This is a genomic window from Microbacterium lemovicicum (assembly GCF_003991875.1).
GTDB lineage: Bacteria > Actinomycetota > Actinomycetes > Actinomycetales > Microbacteriaceae > Microbacterium > Microbacterium lemovicicum.
In genome coordinates this window covers 1986794-2003796 of the sequence record NZ_CP031423.1, presented here as the reverse complement: position 1 = coordinate 2003796, position 17003 = coordinate 1986794, and the positions used below count along the sequence as shown (strand labels likewise).

At 72.4% G+C, this 17003-nt stretch carries 17 protein-coding genes; 7 read left to right on the top strand and 10 right to left on the bottom strand.

Features of this window, described 5'->3' with window-relative positions:
- The first annotated feature begins 97 nt into the window (after nucleotides 1-97).
- Nucleotides 98-823 (top strand): DUF72 domain-containing protein, encoded by a 726-nt coding sequence (locus CVS47_RS09400; RefSeq protein ID WP_127095843.1) that lies wholly within the window; start codon nucleotides 98-100, stop codon nucleotides 821-823.
- Nucleotides 820-1299, top strand: coding sequence for a GNAT family N-acetyltransferase (locus tag CVS47_RS09395; protein WP_127095842.1), 480 nt, complete (start codon nucleotides 820-822; stop codon nucleotides 1297-1299). Before CVS47_RS09400 ends, CVS47_RS09395 begins: the two co-directional genes overlap by 4 nt.
- Before the next feature lie 22 nt (nucleotides 1300-1321).
- Here CVS47_RS09395 and CVS47_RS09390 read toward each other — a convergent pair whose 3' ends face one another.
- Both CVS47_RS09390 and CVS47_RS09385 read right to left on the bottom strand, forming a co-directional pair.
- Entirely contained in the window at nucleotides 1322-1717 is a 396-nt protein-coding gene (locus tag CVS47_RS09390) for a glucose-6-phosphate dehydrogenase (RefSeq protein ID WP_127095841.1), read from the bottom strand.
- Between the two features lie 97 nt (nucleotides 1718-1814).
- Entirely contained in the window at nucleotides 1815-2324 is a 510-nt protein-coding gene (locus CVS47_RS09385) for a MarR family winged helix-turn-helix transcriptional regulator (protein WP_241240095.1), read from the bottom strand.
- 112 nt (nucleotides 2325-2436) lie between these two features.
- On the opposite strand from CVS47_RS09385, the gene CVS47_RS09380 reads away from it, so the two are divergent.
- From CVS47_RS09380 to CVS47_RS09370, 3 genes are all read left to right on the top strand, one after another.
- Complete coding sequence (locus CVS47_RS09380) at nucleotides 2437-3405, top strand: alpha/beta hydrolase (RefSeq protein ID WP_241240094.1); 969 nt, start codon at nucleotides 2437-2439, stop codon at nucleotides 3403-3405.
- A gap of 67 nt (nucleotides 3406-3472) precedes the next feature.
- Nucleotides 3473-4312 carry an Fpg/Nei family DNA glycosylase gene (locus CVS47_RS09375; protein WP_127095840.1) on the top strand — a complete coding sequence of 280 codons (840 nt, stop codon included), beginning with the start codon at nucleotides 3473-3475 and terminating at the stop codon, nucleotides 4310-4312.
- A gap of 115 nt (nucleotides 4313-4427) precedes the next feature.
- Nucleotides 4428-5423, top strand: coding sequence for an IS481 family transposase (locus CVS47_RS09370; protein WP_127094508.1), 996 nt, complete (start codon nucleotides 4428-4430; stop codon nucleotides 5421-5423).
- A 40-nt stretch (nucleotides 5424-5463) separates the two neighbouring features.
- Here CVS47_RS09370 and CVS47_RS09365 read toward each other — a convergent pair whose 3' ends face one another.
- Complete coding sequence (locus CVS47_RS09365) at nucleotides 5464-6081, bottom strand: carboxymuconolactone decarboxylase family protein (RefSeq protein WP_127095839.1); 618 nt, start codon at nucleotides 6079-6081, stop codon at nucleotides 5464-5466.
- A 119-nt stretch (nucleotides 6082-6200) separates the two neighbouring features.
- Here CVS47_RS09365 and CVS47_RS16775 point away from each other — a divergent pair, with 119 nt between their 5' ends.
- Nucleotides 6201-6338, top strand: coding sequence for a hypothetical protein (locus CVS47_RS16775; protein WP_164734624.1), 138 nt, complete (start codon nucleotides 6201-6203; stop codon nucleotides 6336-6338).
- A gap of 37 nt (nucleotides 6339-6375) precedes the next feature.
- On the opposite strand, the gene CVS47_RS09360 is transcribed toward CVS47_RS16775, so the two are convergent.
- Nucleotides 6376-7878, bottom strand: a complete 1503-nt coding sequence (locus CVS47_RS09360; RefSeq protein ID WP_127095838.1) for an MDR family MFS transporter — start codon at nucleotides 7876-7878, stop codon at nucleotides 6376-6378.
- Between the two features lie 159 nt (nucleotides 7879-8037).
- Here CVS47_RS09360 and CVS47_RS09355 point away from each other — a divergent pair, with 159 nt between their 5' ends.
- Nucleotides 8038-10065, top strand: a complete 2028-nt coding sequence (locus CVS47_RS09355) for an ABC transporter ATP-binding protein (protein WP_478354273.1) — start codon at nucleotides 8038-8040, stop codon at nucleotides 10063-10065.
- A gap of 24 nt (nucleotides 10066-10089) precedes the next feature.
- On the opposite strand, the gene CVS47_RS09350 is transcribed toward CVS47_RS09355, so the two are convergent.
- The 6 genes from CVS47_RS09350 to CVS47_RS09325 are packed head-to-tail and all read right to left on the bottom strand — an operon-like array spanning nucleotide 10090 to nucleotide 16907.
- Entirely contained in the window at nucleotides 10090-11037 is a 948-nt protein-coding gene (locus CVS47_RS09350; protein ID WP_241240093.1) for a glycosyltransferase family 2 protein, read from the bottom strand.
- Complete coding sequence (locus CVS47_RS09345; RefSeq protein WP_127095836.1) at nucleotides 11034-12179, bottom strand: cysteine desulfurase family protein; 1146 nt, start codon at nucleotides 12177-12179, stop codon at nucleotides 11034-11036. The genes CVS47_RS09350 and CVS47_RS09345 overlap by 4 nt, the downstream gene beginning before the upstream one ends.
- Before the next feature lie 4 nt (nucleotides 12180-12183).
- Nucleotides 12184-13047 (bottom strand): carboxylating nicotinate-nucleotide diphosphorylase, encoded by an 864-nt coding sequence (gene nadC / locus CVS47_RS09340; protein WP_127095835.1) that lies wholly within the window; start codon nucleotides 13045-13047, stop codon nucleotides 12184-12186.
- A complete protein-coding gene (gene nadB, locus CVS47_RS09335) occupies nucleotides 13041-14792 on the bottom strand; it encodes an L-aspartate oxidase (protein ID WP_241240092.1) in 1752 nt (583 codons plus the stop codon). Before nadB ends, nadC begins: the two co-directional genes overlap by 7 nt.
- Complete coding sequence (nadA, locus tag CVS47_RS09330) at nucleotides 14789-16132, bottom strand: quinolinate synthase NadA (RefSeq protein ID WP_127095834.1); 1344 nt, start codon at nucleotides 16130-16132, stop codon at nucleotides 14789-14791. Before nadA ends, nadB begins: the two co-directional genes overlap by 4 nt.
- A gap of 49 nt (nucleotides 16133-16181) precedes the next feature.
- Nucleotides 16182-16907: an NUDIX hydrolase gene (locus tag CVS47_RS09325; protein WP_127097285.1), complete on the bottom strand. Its 726-nt coding sequence runs from the start codon at nucleotides 16905-16907 to the stop codon at nucleotides 16182-16184.
- Nucleotides 16908-17003 lie beyond the last annotated feature (96 nt).

Below are 17003 nucleotides of genomic sequence, written 5' to 3'. Positions count from 1 at the left end.
GGGCGGCTGATAAGCCGGCGCCGCATCCCGTCGCCGCTCCGGCACGCCGTGTCAAGGCCCGCGGAGGATCCGCGCCGACGCTCGTAGGTTGCCGGTGATGAGTGTGCGGATCGGGACGTCGGGGTGGAGCTATGACTCCTGGCGCGGCGTGCTCTACGAGCGCGGGCTGCCGCCCGGACGATGGCTGGAGCGGTACGCGGAGGAGTTCTCCACCGTCGAACTGAACGGGAGCTTCTACCGGTGGCCGGGGGAGGCGCGTTTCGACGCGTGGATGCGGCGGCTGCCGGAGGACTTCACGTTCACGGTGAAGGCGCCGCGCGGTCTCACCCATGCGCGCAAGCTCGCGGATCCGTCGGAGTGGATCGCCCGCATCGTGCGGGTCTGGGAGGTGCTGGGAGCCCGACGGGGTGTGCTCCTCGTGCAGCTCCCGCCCGACTTCGCCCGCGACGACGAGCGACTGACCGGCTTCTTGGCGGCGGTTCCCGCCGGCATCCGCGTCGCCGTCGAGTTCCGTCACGGCTCGTGGCTCGACGAGTCCGTCTTCGGCATCCTCGAACGGGCGGGAGCCGCCTACGTCGTGATGAGCGGCGCCCACCTGCCGTGCATCCTGCGCGCCACCGCGCCGTTCGTCTACGTGCGCCTGCACGGGCCCGACCCCGAGCACCTCTACGCCGGGTCGTACGACGGCGCCGCGATCGGCTGGTGGGCCGATCGCATCCGCGAATGGGATGCTGCGGGGCTCGACGTCTACGCCTACTTCAACAACGACGGCTACGGCCATGCGGTGCGCGATGCGCGCGCCTTGGAAGGAGCGCTGCGATGAGCGTGCATGCGGAAGACCCGGCCATCGAGGTGCGCCCGATCGGTCCCGGGGACGCGGGGGAGGTGCTCACCGTCCAGCGCGCCGCCTTCGTCTCCGAGGCGCTCATCTACGGCGACCCTGATCAGCCGGCGCTCACCCAGACCCTCGCGCAGCTGGAGGCGGAGCTGGTCGACGCGGGCGGATACGTGGCCATCGTCGAGGGCCGCATCGTCGGCGCCATCCGCACGCGCGAGCGCGGCGACGTGCTCGAGATCGGGCGCATCGCGATCGCCCCGGACCAGCAGGGCGGCGGGCTCGGCCGCACGCTGCTCGCCACCGCCGAGCGCACGACGCGCTGCCGCACGGCGGAGCTGTTCACCGGCAGCCTCAGCGAGGCGAACATCCGGTTGTACGAGGACTGCGGCTACGAGGAGTTCGAGCGCATCGAGCAGGGCGACGGCACGGCCCAGGTCTTCCTGCGCAAGCGACTGCGCTGAACCCCTCGCGCTCGGAAACGGGTCAGGCCACCTGCAGGCCGCACATGCCGCACTCGCCGGTCGCCGAGACCTCGACGAAGCAGTCCGGGCACATCGCGCGGGGAGCGGCATCGGTCACCGCGGGGCGGCGCGGTGCGCGCTCGGCGGCAGGGGCGCGGCGGGCGCGAACGGGCGCGACGGCGACGGGAGCCGGCGCCGGAACCCGGGGAGTGTGCTCGGCGCAGTAGAAGCGCACGAAGCCTGAGTGGTTCTTCGGATGCCGGTGCTTGACCGCCCACAGTTCGGTGCGGGGCAGCGGCTCGGCGTCGGCGCCGCAGGCCGCGCACCGTGCGGCATCGCCGGGCGCGAGGTCGGCGACCAGCACAGGACTGTCGAAGGGGAGGGACCCGCGCCAGTCCGCGGAATCGGCGATCTTCATGCGGGGTTTCCTTCCGACGCGGCCGTGAAAGCCGCGGAGCCGTCGGACCGCCCCTCGGGGTGGGGCGTCCTCACCGAGTCTACGTCGGCGCCGGGATTCAGAGCCCGCGCGAGCCCTCGCCGAGCAGCCGGAGCAGCCGCACGAGCTCGTCGCGATCCTGGCGGCGCAGGGGCTGCAGCTCCAGCTCCTCGCGGCGCACGAGCTCGGTCATCGCGGCGTCCACGCGCTCCGCGCCCGCGGGGGTCAGGCGCACGAGGACGCTCCTGCCGTCCTGGGGGTTCGGGGCGCGCTCGATGAGCCCCCGCTCGGCGAGATGACCGAGGCGGTTGGTCATGGCCCCGCTCGAGATCATCGTCCGCTCGATCAGCTGGGCGGGGTTGAGCTCGTGCACCGGCTCCGCGCGGCCCAGTGCGGCCAGCACGTCGAACTCCCACGCGGCCAGCCCGGCGGCGCGGAAGGCGTCCGAGCGCAGGCGCGCGAGCCGCAGCGATACGCGGCGCAGCCGCGACATCACGTCGAGGGGGCTGAGGTCTGCCTCGGGAAGCCGACGCGACCAGGCATCGATGAGGAGGTCGACCTCGTCGTCCCTGTCCGCGTGCGCTGCCACGACGTCACTCTAACGGCCCGCCGTGCAGGGCAGGCGGGAGGGGAGCGGGCCGTGCACTACCGTGTCGGCAGGCGCGACCGCGGGGATCGCGCGACGCGCACGAGGAGGCGGCATGGCCGACGACGACCCGACGGGCGTGACCGGCGAGGACCCGACGGGCGTCACCGGCGACGACAAGACGGGCATGAGCGGCGACGACCCGACCGGCATGGTCGGCGTGCGGCTGATGCTCGGCTCCCGCCCCCGGCCCGTGGGGTGGGCGGCGCGCCGACAGCGCATCGAGGAGGTCGGGACGACCTGGCCGGTGGCCGACGACATCCGCCTCGAGGCCGTCGACGCCGGAGGCGTGCCGGCCGAGTGGTCGACGGCGCCCGGTGCCGCGGCATCCGATGTGCTGCTCTTCCTCCACGGGGGCGGCTACTGCTCGGGATCGATCGTGAGCCACCGGTCGCTCGCGACGGAGGCCGGCCGGGCGGCCGGCGCGCGGACGCTCGCCCTGCAGTACCGCCTCGCGCCGGAGCATCCGTTCCCCGCGGCCCTCGACGACGCCCTCGCCGCCTGGGAGTGGCTGCTCGCGAGCGGCTACGCGCCCGACCGCATCGTCGTCGGCGGCGACAGCGCGGGCGGCGGGCTGGCGCTCGCCCTCCGGCAGGTGCTCCGCGACCGGGGCGCCGCCTCGCCGGCGTGCCTGTGGCTGGTCTCGCCGTGGACGGATCTCACGCTGTCGGGGTCGTCGATGACCGAGAAGGATGCCGCGGACCCCCTGCTCCACCGTCCCTACCTCGACGAACTCGCCGCCGCCTATCTCGCCGGCGGCGTCGGGCGCCGCGAGCCGCTGGTCTCGCCGCTGTTCGCGGATCTCCGCGGTCTGCCGCCCACGCTGGTGCAGGTCGGCACCGATGAGGTGCTCCTCGACGACGCGGTGCGGCTGGTGCGCGCGGCGGGAGCCGCCGGGGCGGCGGCGACGCTGCAGACGTGGCCCGGCATGATCCACGCCTTCCCGCTGTGGAACGGCGGACTGCCCGCCGGACGGGAAGCGCTCGCCGAGATGGGGCGCTTCGTGCGCCGCCACCTGGACTGACGGCGGTCGGGAACCGGCGGCCGGGCTCCGCCACCGGGGTGTCGGAGCCCCGTGGCATCATGAGCGGATGCCCGAGTCCCCCGAGGTGCAGGCCCTCGCCGAATTCCTCTCCGCACGCGCGGTCGGGCGACGCATCGCCGCCCTCGACGTCGTCCTCCCCAAGATCGTGAAGGCCGGCGCGCCCGCGGAGGCGGCGGGCGGGCTCATCGACGCCGTCGAGCGCCGCGGGAAGATGCTCGACATCGGGGTGTCATCGGCCTCCGGCCCCGCGCACCTCATCGTGCACTGGGGCCACGACGGCTGGCTGCTGTGGCACGACGTCGTTCCTGAGGGCACCCGCCGGACCGGGGAGGCGACGCTTCTCGCCCGCGTGCGGCTCGACGACGGCTCGGGCTTCGATCTGACCGACGACGGTCCGTGGAAGGCGCTCACCCTGTCGGCGGTGTCCGACCCGTCCGACGTGCCGGCGGTGGCCGCCCTCGGCCCGGATCCGACGGCGCCCGGATTCACCCGTCAGGATGTCGCGGCGGCCGTCTCCGGTCGCCGCAAGCAGCTGAAGGCGCTGCTGCAGGACCAGAAGGCGTTCGCCGGGATCGGCAACGCCTACTCCGACGAGATCCTGCACGCGGCGCGGCTGTCGCCGGTCGTGCACGCGTCCACCCTCGGCGCCGAGGAGATCGACCGGCTCTTCGACAGTGCGCGAACCGTCCTGGCCGACGCCGTGACGGCGCGTCGCGGCAGCCGCCCCGAGGCGCTGAAAGACGACAAGCGCGCCGACATGCGGGTGCATCGGCGGCCCGGCGAGGCCTGCCCGGTCTGCGGCGACACGATCGCCGAGATGACCTTCTCGGGGGCCGCCGCGCACTACTGCCCGACCTGCCAGACCGGCGGAGCGCGCCCGGACTAGCTGTGATGTCCAGGGACGTTGTTGCGTGAATAGCGTGTGATTCGCTGACGGGTGAAGGCCTCCCGTTGCGAGAGTGGAGCTGTCTAGGAACCGCTCTCGCACTCAGGAGGCCTTCGTGTCCCACGCTAATGCTGCTCTGACTCCGCGCGCTCGACTTCGGTTGGCGCGGCTCGTCGTCGATGATCGGTGGCCGGTGATCGTCGCGGCCAAGATGTTCATGGTCTCGCCCGTGACTGCCCGAAAGTGGGCGGCCCGATATCGGGCCGAGGGCGCTGCGGGGATGGTGGATCGCTCCAGTCGCCCGCGGTCGATGCCGACCAGAACACCACCGGATGTCGTCAAACGAATCGTCAGGTTGCGATGGCGGCGACGGCTCGGACCTGTGCAGATCGGCGGCGAACTGGGGTTGCCGGCATCGACAGTTCACGCGGTGCTCGTGCGCGCCCGGATCAACCGGCTCAGCCATATCGACCGCGTCACCGGCGAGCCGATCCGACGCTACGAGCACCCGCACCCGGGTTCGCTTATCCACGTCGACGTCACCAAGTTCGGCAACATCCCCGACGGCGGCGGACACAAGTTCCTCAGCCGCCAGCAGAGCAAAGCCAACGCCCGCGACCAAGCCGTCCGAACCGGGGAACGCGGCCGCCACTACCGCCCTCTCATCGGCACCGCGTTCCTGCACACCGTGATCGACGACCACTCCCGCGTCGCCTACATCGAGGTCTGCGCAGACGAGAAGGCCGTCACGGCGATCGGCGTGCTCGAGCGCGCAGTCACCTGGTTCGCTGAACGCGGCGTCACCGTCGAGCGCGTGCTCTCCGACAACGGCTCGGCCTACCGATCCCACGCCTGGAAAGACGCCTGCACCCAGCTCGGGATCCGCCACAAACGAACTCGCCCCTACCGGCCGCAGACCAACGGGAAGATCGAGCGCCTGCACCGCACCCTCGCCGACGGATGGGCCTACGCCCGCTTCTACTCCTCAGAAACCGAACGACGCGCTGCCTTGCCCGGTTGGCTGCACTTCTACAATCATCACCGAACCCACTCCGCCATCGGCGGCCCACCCATCAGCAGACTCAACAACCTGCCTGGACATCACAACTAGCACTGCCGTCGGCGGGTCGGCCGCACGTGTCGCGTCGGTTTCACCCGGCGAGGCCGGAGACGTCCGTCGACCGGCGGCTGCCCGCATGACGCGACTCCATGACCGCCTCGCGGACAGAGGGCGTCAGCCCGGGCACCTCGTCCACCGGGACGGCGAGGGCGAGCAGGGTGCGACTGAAGAAGTTGCGTGCCGCGGCTGTCAGCGCGATGTCGGCGATCTGGCGATCGGTGAAGCCGTGGGCGCGCAGCGCCAGGCTGTCCTGATCGGTCATGCCCGCGGCATCCGTCGACAGCCTGCGGGCGAAGTCCATCATCGCGATCTCGCGGTCGGACAGGCCGGTGACACGGTGGTCTCGCACCAGCTGCCCCATCTGATCCTCGGTGAGGATGCCCCCCGCGATGACCTTGCGTCCGTGAGCGAGGAGGCAGTGGGTCGAGCCCAGGGCCTCGGCGGCCGCCAGGGTCACCAGTTCGTAGTCGCGGAGGCCCAGGGATCCGACGACCGCGCCCACCAGTGCCTCGAACGCCTGATGAGCCTCCGGGTTGAGGGCCATCGCTCGGGTGTGGGCGAACACGAGCCCGTCGGCGGCGAGGTCGTCCGCATACATCTCGGCGACGTGACCCGAGGCCTGCTCGGTGGGGGGAGGGGTGAGGATCATGGCGCGCCGTTCTGTCGGTGTCCGCAGTCTCCTCCTGTTCGGGAGGCCGCGGTAGACGTCCTGCGGGCCCGGGGGTGTTCTCCCGCGCCCTCGCGCGGCGGCGGGTCTAGAGTGGAGGGATGTCCGATCAGCAGACCGCCACCGCCACGCCGTCCGACGACATCCGTCCCGTGCTGCAGCCCCTCCCCGACGAGAAGAACCTCCTCGCCCCGGAGGCCTCCGGGTCCTGCTGCGGCGGGGGCTCCTGCTCCATGTGAGCCGACGCCGCCCGCATACGCGGACGGCGTCCCAGCGTCAGTGCGCCATCGGGGCGACGCCCGGCTGATCCGCCGGCTTGCGCACGAAGAACGATCCGATCACGCTCAGCAGCGACACGACGGCGCCGACCTGGAACGCGGCGCGCACGCCGTCGGCCTGCGCGGCGACATCTTCCGCCCCGCCGGCGATGCCCGCGGCGGCGACGCCCGACAGCACCGTGATGAACACCGCGATGCCTGCTGCGCCGGCCACCTGCTGCACCGTGCCGACGACGGCGCTGCCGTACGAGTAGAACCGGCGCTCGAGCGATCCGAGTGACGCCGTGAAGAGCGGTGTGAACGACATCGCGAGTCCGAGGGACAGCACGATCTGTGCGGCGACGATCATCGGCACCGGGGTGTCCTGGCCGACGGTGGAGTAGAACCAGAGCATCGCGCTCGTGAGGAACGCTCCCGGGATCACGAGCACCTCGGTGCCCCAGCGGTCATAGATGCGGCCGATGAGCGGGCCGGTGAGGCCCATCACGAGCGCACCCGGCAGGACGATGAGGCCCGTTTCGAGCGCCGTGAAGCCCTTCACGTTCTGCAGGTAGAGCGGCAGGACGGTCAGGGAGCCGAAGAAGGCGAGCGACAGCACGAGCATCTGCGTCATCGAGATCGTGAAGTTCCGCGAGCGGAAGACGCGCAGGTCGAGCAGAGCGTCGTCCGTGCGCTGCAGGCGGATCTGGCGCCAGACGAAGGCCACGAGCGCGACGACGCCGACCACGAGCGCGATCCACAGCGACACGGTCGCCGTGGCGGCCGCGGCATCCGCGTCGGCATTGCCGCCGTGCGCCGAGGCGCCGCCGATCTGGCTGAGTCCGTAGACGATGCCGCCGAAGCCCAGCGCCGACAGCACGATCGACAGGGGGTCGATGGGGGCGCGGCGGGTCTCCCCGACGTTCGTCACCCACTTCGCGCCGATGAGCAGCATGACCAGGGCGATCGGGAAGACCACCCCGAACATCCAGCGCCATCCGAGGGTCTGCAGGATGACTCCCGACAGCGTCGGTCCGATGGCGGGGGCGACGGAGATAACCACGGAGACCCGGCCCATCATGCGTCCGCGAGCGTTCGGCGGCACGAGGTTCATGATGGTCGTCATCAGCAGCGGCATCATGATGGCGGTGCCGGATGCCTGCACCACGCGCGCCCCGAGGAGCACCTCGAACCCGGGCGCGAGGCCGGCGATGAGCGTGCCGGCGGAGAACAGCGACATGCCGCCGATGAACGCCTGGCGGGTCGTGAAGCGCTGCAGCAGGAAGCCGGTGATGGGGATCACCACCGCCATCGTCAGCATGAACGCGGTGGTGAGCCATTGCGCCGCGAGCGCGGTGATCTGCAGATCGGTCATGAGATGCGGGATCGCGACGTTCATGATCGTCTCGTTGAGGATCACCACGAAGGCGGCCCCCAGCAGCAGCCAGATGACCCGGGACTCCCGTGCCGTGATCGGCCGCGAGCCCGTCGTGGTCCGGATGGTGTCGGTGTCGGCGGTCATAGATCGTCTCCTCGAACGGCGCGCGTGACCGTCCCCCGCAGACAGCACTGTTCGACCCTAACCGCGGCGGCCGACAGCCCATTCCCGTCCCTGCGCCGTCGCCTCGGGGCGGGACGGGCCCGTCATGTCGCCGGGCGGGTTTACGCTGACCGGATGAGCATGGGCATGCGCGGCAGGCCGGCGGGATCCCGGCTGGTCGATCCGAAGGTGCAGAAGGCCGAGAACGCGGCCGCGCCGAAGATCGCCGACCTGGGTCAGCGCATCCTCTCCCTCTTCGGCCCCTACCGGGCCAAGCTCATCCTCACCGGTGTGATGGTGATCGTCAGCGCCGCACTCGGCGTCGTTCCCGCGCTCATCATCGAGCGCATCTTCGACGACGCCCTCTTCCCCCCTGCCGGCGGCCCGCAGCTGCCTCTGCTGGTCGAGCTCGTCGTGCTGATGATCGTGCTGTTCGTGGCCTCCTCGGGCATCAACATCGTGCAGACCTGGCTCACCTCCTCGGTGGGCAACCGCGTGACCGGCGACCTCCGGCTGCGGCTCTTCTCCCACCTGCAGCGCATGGACCTCGCCTTCTTCACCCGCACGAAGACCGGCGTCATCCAGTCCCGTCTGCAGAACGACGTCGGCGGCGTGGCGGGCGTGCTCACCTCGACCATGACGAGCATCCTCGGCAACCTCGTGACCGTGATCGCGTCGCTGGTCGCCATGATCCTCATCGACTGGCGACTGACGATCATCGCCGTCATCATGCTCCCGATCCTCGCGCTGGTGCAGCGCCGCGTCGGCATCGTCCGCGCGCGCATCGCGGGGGAGACGCAGGAGTCGCTGTCGGAGCTGACGGCCATCACCCAGGAGACGCTGAGCGTCTCGGGCATCCTGCTGTCGAAGTCGTTCAACCGCCAGCGCACCGAGGAGGCCCGCTACGAGGCCGAGACGGCCAACCAGGTGCGCCTGCAGGTGCGCCAGACCATGAGCGGCCAGTGGTTCTTCGGCGTCGTCGGCGTGCTGATGTCCTCCGTGCCGGCCATCATCTACCTCGTGGCGGGCTTCCTCATCACGGGCGGCAGCGCCGACATCACCGCGGGTGTGATCGTCGCCTTCACCACCGTGCAGGCGCGACTCCTGTTCCCGCTGATGGCGCTCATGCGCGTGGCGCTCGACCTGCAGACCTCCCGGGCGCTGTTCGCGCGCATCTTCGAGTACCTCGACCTCGTCCCGGCCATCCAGGACTCGCCCGACGCGATCTCCGCCGAGGAGGCGCCGGGGCCGCTGGGCAGCGTGGAGTTCCGCGACGTCGTCTTCCGCTATCCCGACGCCGCGTCCGATTCCCGCCCGACGCTCGGCGGCGTGTCGTTCCGCGTGCAGCCGGGTCAGCACGTGGCGTTCGTCGGTCCGTCCGGTGCGGGCAAGACGACCATCCTCTATCTGACCCCCCGCATGTACGAGGCCTCGGCCGGGTCGGTGCTCTTCGCCGGCCAGGACGTCCGCACGCTCCAGCACGCGTCGATCATCGACAACGTCGGGATCGTCTCGCAGGAGACCTACCTGTTCCACGCGTCCATCGGCGACAACCTGCGCTACGCCAAGCCCGAGGCCACGCAGGAAGAGATCGACGCGGCCTGCCGGGCCGCCAACATCCACCACGTGATCGTCGGCTTCGAGCAGGGCTACGACACGATCGTGGGCGAGCGCGGCTACCGGCTCTCCGGTGGCGAGAAGCAGCGCATCGCCATCGCGCGTGTGCTGCTCAAGGACCCCGCGGTGCTGCTGCTCGACGAGGCGACGTCCGCGCTCGACACGGTCTCGGAGCGCGTCGTGCAGGAGGCGCTGGATGCCGCGGCCCGCGGTCGCACGACGCTGTCCATCGCCCACCGCCTCTCGACGGTCATCAACGCCGACGTCATCCACGTCGTCGACGGGGGGCGCATCGTCGAGTCGGGCACCCACGCCTCGCTCATGGAGCAGGACGGCCTGTACGCGGAGCTCGCGGCTCAGCAGCTGGCCGCCTCGCGCATCCTCGACATCGAGGAGGACGACGTGCCGGCCGACCACGAGGATCGCCGCGCCGACCGTCCGCCCGCGGATCCGTCGCCGGTGCGACCCGACGTTGTGGCGGCCCTGACGGGGCCGGTTCCGGTGGACGAGCGCTCCTGGCCCCATCTCGGCACTCTCTCCAGCCCCCGCTGAGGCACCGGGACCGGAGCAGCGCGGCTACCAGAGCAGCGCGGCCGAGAGCTCCGGCGACGGCGGGGTCGCCGCATCCCGATCCTGGAGGTCGCGGACGAAAGCGCCCAGCGTGCGCCGGTAGACGTCGTCGGGGTGGTCGGCGGCGAGGCGCACGAGCGGCGGGACGTCCATCGCGAGGATCAGACGCACGCGCGCGTCGACCGCGGCGTCGTGGCCGGCGGCCTCGAGCACCCCGATGCCGGCCGACATCGCCTCGAGGTAGTCGTGCAGCACCGGCAGCGACGCCTGCCGCTGCGTGATGGAGCTGCCGTCGGCGCGCTCCCGCCACTGCACGATCGCATCGGGCACGACGTCGAACGCCCGGGCGCGCACGTACATCTGCTGGGCGACGATCTGGTCCTCGTAGAGCTTGCCCTCGGGGAAGCGCAGGCCGCTGCGGGTCCAGAAGTCGGTCCGGCTCACCTTCGACCACGCGACGATGTTGCCGGATGCCGCGGGGTGCTCCCGCAGCGTCGTGCCGGTGCGCGCGGGGTCGGTGGCGGCCGCCACCCACGGCTGGACCACCCCGGGGGTGTACCCGCCGTCGGCGTCCGGGCGCAGCCGGACGTAGGCGCCGACGACGAAATCGCTGCCGCTCGCGGCCAGGGTCGCGACCATGCGTTCCAGCGCCGTCGGCGCCAGGCGGTCGTCGGCGTCGAGGAAGGCGACGTAGGGGGTGTCGACCAGGTCGAGCCCGGCGTTGCGCGCCGCGCCGAGTCCGCGCCGCTCCGACAGCCGGACGGCCCGGAAGCGAGGATCCGCTGCCGCCGCGGCGTCGAACACGGCCGCCGTCGCATCCGTCGAGGCGTCGTCGACGAGGACGGCGGTCCACTCCTGCAGCGTCTGCGCGCGGAGCGAGTCCACGGCCTCCGGGGCGTACCCCTCGACGTCGAAGCCGGGCACGATCACGGTGACCAGCGGCGGGGGGCTCACCCGCCCGATCCTACGGCGGCCACCGATGCCGCCACGGCGTCGGCGACGGGCGTCAGTGCTTCCCGGCGGCCGTGCGGGAACGTGAAGCGCACGGCGGTCTGGGCGACCTCGGGGGCGACGCCCAGGGCGACCAGCACGTGGGACGGCTCGTCGCTCCCGGCCGCGCACGCAGATCCGCTCGAGGACACGACACCGCGGCGCTCCAGCTCGAGCAGCACCGCCTCGCCGCTCGTGCCGGCGAAGGTGAAGCTCGCCGTCGCCGGCAGGCGCTTCCCGGGATCGCCGGTCAGTCGGGCCGAGGGCACCGCGGTCAGCACCCGCGCGATGAAGTCGTCGCGCAGGGCGCTGAGGGCCGCAGCCTCGACGGCGCGCTCCCGCTCGGCGAGCTCCAGCGCCGTCGCGAGCCCCACAGCGCCGGCCACGTCCTCCGTGCCGCTGCGGCGGCCCCGCTCCTGTCCGCCGCCGTGCAGCAGCGGCTCGAGCGGGATCCGCCCCCGCACCGCGAGCAGGCCGGTGCCCTTCGGCGCGCCGAGCTTGTGCCCGGCGAGGGAGAGGGCGTCGGCGCCGTGCGAACTCCGGTCCAGCGGCAGCCAGCCGGCGGCCTGGACCGCATCGAGGTGCAGCGGGATGCCGCGGCCCTGTGTCACGGCGACGAGAGCCGCAGCATCCTGGACCGTGCCCACCTCGTTGTTCGCGTAGCCGATGGAGACGAGAGCGGTGTCGTCGCGGAGCGCCCCGGCCACGTCGTCGGGGGAGAGGCGCCCGAGGGCGTCGACGGGGACGAGCGTCCGCTCGAACCCGTGCACGCGCACGAGGTGATCGACCGATTCGAGGATCGACTCGTGCTCGATCGGGCTGGTCACGACATGGCGCGCGCCGCGCTGCAGCATCGCCGCGACGGCGATGCCCTTCACCGCGAGGTTGTTGGCCTCGGTGCCTCCCGAGGTGAAGACGATGTCGGAGGCGCGCATCCCGAGCACCCTCGCGATGCGCGCGCGGGCGTCGGCGAGCGCGGCCGCGGCGTCCTCCCCGACCGTGTGATGACTGGACGGGTTGCCGAAGCGGCGGGTGAGGAACGGCAGCATCGCCTCGAGCACCTCGGGGCGCACCGCGGTGGTCGCGGCGTTGTCCAGGTAGAGCACGGTCTCAGGCCCCGGGGTCCTCGATGCGGATGTCGAGGCCCAGGTCGAGGGCGCGCGCGGAGTGGGTGAGCGCCCCGACCGAGATGACGTCGACGCCGGTCTCGGCGATCGCGCGCACGGTCTCGAGGCTGACGCCGCCCGACGCCTCCACCGTCGCGCGTCCGGCGACCTGCGCGACGCCGGCCCGCAGGTCGTCGAGCGAGAAGTTGTCGAGCATGATCGTGCCGATGCGGGCGGCCAGCACCGCGTCGATCTGGTCGAGCCGGTCGACCTCGACCTCCACGTGCGTGGTGTGCGGCAGGCGGGCGATCGCCTCGCGCAGCGCCTCCGTCACCGACAGTCCGCGCTGGGCGAGCACGGCGAGGTGGTTGTCCTTGGCCATCACGGCATCCGACAGCGAGTGGCGGTGGTTGCGCCCGCCGCCGTCGAGCACGGCCTGCCGCTCGAACGCGCGGAGCCCGGGCGTCGTCTTGCGGGTGTCGGCGATCCGCGTGCCGGTGCCGGCCACCTCCGCGACGTAGCGCGCCGTCAGGGTCGCGATCCCCGACATGCGCTGCACGAAGTTCAGCCCGATGCGCTCGGCCGTGAGCACGGCGCGGGCCGGACCCGAGACGGTGGCCAGCACGGTCCCCGCCTCGAAGGCGGAGCCGTCGGCGACGGCGAGCTCGACCCGCACGGCGGCATCGGTGAGCCTGAACGCGGCGGCGAACACCTCGCCGCCGCTGAAGACGCCGGACTCGCGCGCGACCAGGTCGGCCGTGGCGACGGCGGTCGCCGGGATGAGCGTCTCGCTCGTCAGGTCGCCCCAGGGGGCGTCCTCCTCGAGCGCCGCGGCCACGGAGCGCTCGAGCACGGCGCGCGTCAGCATGCGATCGCCTCTGCGGTCCGGGATTTCGACGGCCGGTCGGCGACGGGCGTGATCGCCGGGGGGTCGGAGGCCGCGGCATCCGTCGTCGCAGCTTGCGCCTCGGGCGCGTCGCTGCGGTGGTGCGCGCCCACGGATTCCGTGCGCCGCCGCGCCGCATCGACGAGGTGCGCCGCGACGAGGAGGAGGTTCTCATCCTCGAGGTCGCGTTCGGAGACAGGATGCCGCGGCTCCGCCCGCCACCGGGCGAGCTGCTGCGCGGCGCGCTGCAGGCCGTGGGCGTCGCGCACGAGTCCCGCGTCGGCCCACATGAGCTCCTGCAGCGCGGCACGGCTGAACGGCTCACCTGCCGCCTCCGACCGGAATCCACCGTCCGTTCCCGCATCTGCAGGCGGGTGAGCCGCCAGCGGATGCACGGGTGGCACGGGCCACGCGGAGGAGGCCGCGTCGGGGGGGATCGCGTCGCCCGCGCGCGCGCCGAACACGGCGCCCTCCAGCAGCGAGTTCGAGGCGAGCCGGTTGGCGCCGTGCACGCCGGTGCGCGCAGCCTCGCCGACGGCGTAGAGCCCGGGCAGCGACGTGCGGCCCTGGAGATCGGTCGTGATGCCGCCCATCAGGTAGTGCGCCGCCGGCGTCACCGGCAGCGGCGTCAGGGCCCAGTCGTAGCCGCGCTCACGGGCGGCGGCGTCGATCGTCGGGAACCGGCGGGTGAGGAACACGCGGCGCTCGACGAGGCCGGGGCGGAGCTCCGTCGTGTCGAGGACCACCGGGCGGCCGCCCTGCTCGGACATGCGCTGGGCGATCGCCCGGGCCACGATGTCGCGCGGGGCGAGCTCGGCGTCGGGGTGCACGTCGAGCATGAACCGGCGTCCGGTCTCGTCGCGCAGCACCGCACCCTCTCCGCGGACGGCCTCCGAGACGAGGAAGGCATCCTCCGGGGCGTCGTCGCCGGCAGGCCCGACGCGGGTCTCCAGCACGGTGGGGTGGAACTGGAAGAACTCCAGGTCGCGCACGTCGGCGCCCGCGCGCAGGGCCGCCGCGATGCCGTCGCCGGTCGCGACGGGCGGATTCGTCGTGTGGGCGTAGAGGCGTCCGGCCCCACCCGTGGCGATGACGACCGCGTCGGCGTCGAGTCGCTCGGTGCGACCCTCGACGGCCGCGCGACCGTCCGGCTCGGCGGCCACGTCGCCCACGAGCAGCTCCACCCCGCGGACCCGTCCGCCCTCCACGATCAGGTCGAGGAGAAAGGCGTGCTCGATCACGCGCACGGCGGAGGCGCGCAGCCGCGCGACGAGGGCCAGCTCGATGGCGGTGCCCGTGGCATCCCCTCCGGCGTGCAGGATGCGCGGGTACGAGTGCGCGGCCTCGAGGCCTTTCACCCAGGTGCCGTCGGCGGCCCGGTCGAAGGCGACGCCGAGCTCGACGAGCTCGCGGATGCGGGTGGGTCCCTCGTCGACGAGGACGCGGACCGCGTCGGGGTCGGACAGCCCGGCGCCGGCGACGAGGGTGTCGTGGATGTGGGCGGCGGCGGAGTCGTCGTCGAACATGACCCCCGCGATGCCGCCCTGCGCGTAGCGGGTGTTGGCGTGCTCGAGCACGTCCTTCGTGACGAGGGTGACACGGCAGCCCGCCTCGACGGCGTGGAGGGCGGTGGTGAGCCCCGCGATGCCGCTGCCGACGACGAGGACGTCGACCGGGGCGGCGATCGAATCGTCTCGCAGCGCTCGCTCGGCGACCGGCGGGGTCACGAGGCGTTCTCCCACGCGGCCGCGGGTGCTGCCGGGGGCTTGGCCGCCAGCATCCGCTCGAGGGCGACGCGGGCGGGGTCGGCCACGTCGGCGGGGACCGTGATGCGATTGTGCACCTGGCCGTCGACGAGGCCCTCGAGCACCCAGGCCAGGTAGCCGGGGTGGATGCGGTACATCGTCGAGCACGGGCAGACCACCGGGTCGAGGCAGAAGATCGTGTGCTGGGGATGCTCGGCGGCGAGGCGCTGCACGAGGTTGACCTCGGTGCCGACGGCGAAGACGGTGGGCTCCGTCGCGGCGGCGATGGCCTTGCGGATGTAGTCCGTCGACCCCGCCTCGTCGGCGGCGTCGACCACGGCCATGGGGCACTCGGGATGCACGATGACCCGCACCCCGGGGTGCTCGGCACGCGCGGCCGCGATCTGGTCGACCGTGAAGCGGCGGTGCACCGAGCAGAAGCCGTGCCAGAGGATCACCCGGGCCTCCTCGAGCTGCTCCTCCGTGGATCCGCCGAGGGGTCGGCGCGGGTTCCACATCGGCATCTCCTCCACCGGCACGCCCATCGCCTTGGCCGTGTTGCGTCCGAGGTGCTGGTCGGGGAAGAACAGCACGCGGCGTCCGCGGGCGAAGGCCCACTCGAGCACCGTGCGGGCGTTGGACGACGTGCAGACGATGCCGCCGTGACGGCCGACGAAGCCCTTGATCGCGGCGGAGGAGTTCATGTAGGTGACCGGCACCACGGGGACGAGTCCGTCCGCGTCGACGGCCTCGAGGTCGCCGTAGACGTCTGCGAGCTGCTCCCAGCACTCCTCGACCTGGTCGATGTCGGCCATGTCGGCCATCGAGCACCCGGCGGCGAGGTTGGGCAGGATGACGGCCTGGTCGGCGCCGGAGAGGAGGTCGGCGGTCTCGGCCATGAAGTGCACGCCGCAGAAGACGATCGCCTCGGCCTCCGGGCGCGACGCGGCGGCGTTGGCGAGCTGGAACGAGTCGCCGACGTAGTCCGCGTGACGCACGACCTCCTCCCGCTGATAGAAGTGCCCGAGCACCACGACGCGATCGCCGAGGGTGGCCTTCGCCGCACGGATGCGGGCGTCGAGCTCGTCCTCGGAGGCGTCGCGATAGGACTGCGGCAGCTCGCCCTGGCGCGGCGCGCCGACCGGGATGACGTCGCCCATCGACGAGCCGGGACCGTAGCCGGGGCGCTCGTCGAAGGCCCACGGGCCGGCGGCCAGGTCGGTGTTGCACGTCTCGGCGACCGAGGAGCCGGCGACGATCGAGCGGATCTCGTGGTCGACCGACGGGTCGAGCGGTGCGGGGGCGGGGGTGATGGTGGTCATGAGTGCTTCTCTCGGTGGGGCGCTCAGTGCGGGTCGTTCGGGCGAGGGGTCAGTGCGAGGTGGTGAGGGGCCCGCGGTCGGCGAGCTCGAGGTCGCGGTCGTAGCGGTAGAGCCGCGCGGGCCGGTGGCTGCCGGTGCGGAACCGGTCGGTCGGGATCAGCGTGCCGGAGGCCTCGGCCTGCCGCCGGAAGTTCGCGGGATCGAGACGGCGACGGAGGATCGACTCGTACACCTCGCGCAGCTCGGCGAGGGTGAACTCGTCGGCGAGCAGGCCGTGGGCGATGCGGCTGTAGCCGGCCTTGTTGCGCAGGCGCCAGAGGGCGTACTGAACGATCTGCGTGTGGTCGAAGGCGAGCTCGGTGCACGACTCCGCCTCGAACCATGCGGTGTTCTCGGGCGCGGCGACGGCGTCGACCTCGTCGGGGCGGATGAGCGCCCAGTAGACGATCGACACCACCCGCGTGGGGGAGCGGTCGACCTCCCCGAAGGCGTACAGCTGCTCGAGGTAGCTCGGGGCGAGTCCCGTGGTCTCCTGCAGGGTGCGGGATGCCGCGGCATCCAGGCTCTCGGAGGCGTCCAGCCATCCGCCGGGCAGCGCCCACATGCCCTCGAAGGGGTCACGCGTCCGCGTGACGAGGGGCAGCACGACGGTCGGCCGCTCCGCGCCGGGCTCGCGGCGGAGGCTGAAGATCACCGTCGACACCGCCACGCGCGTGGCGTCGTCCGCCGAGGGCGCGCGCGGCGCCGGTGCGGTCTCGATCGCGGTTCGGGTCATCATGACTTTTACCTCCGCGCAGGAGCTTAGTGTCACACGGACCAGAAGGGCAACCCGGCGCTGACGACACGCCCTGCCCGCCGCGCGCGACGCGCC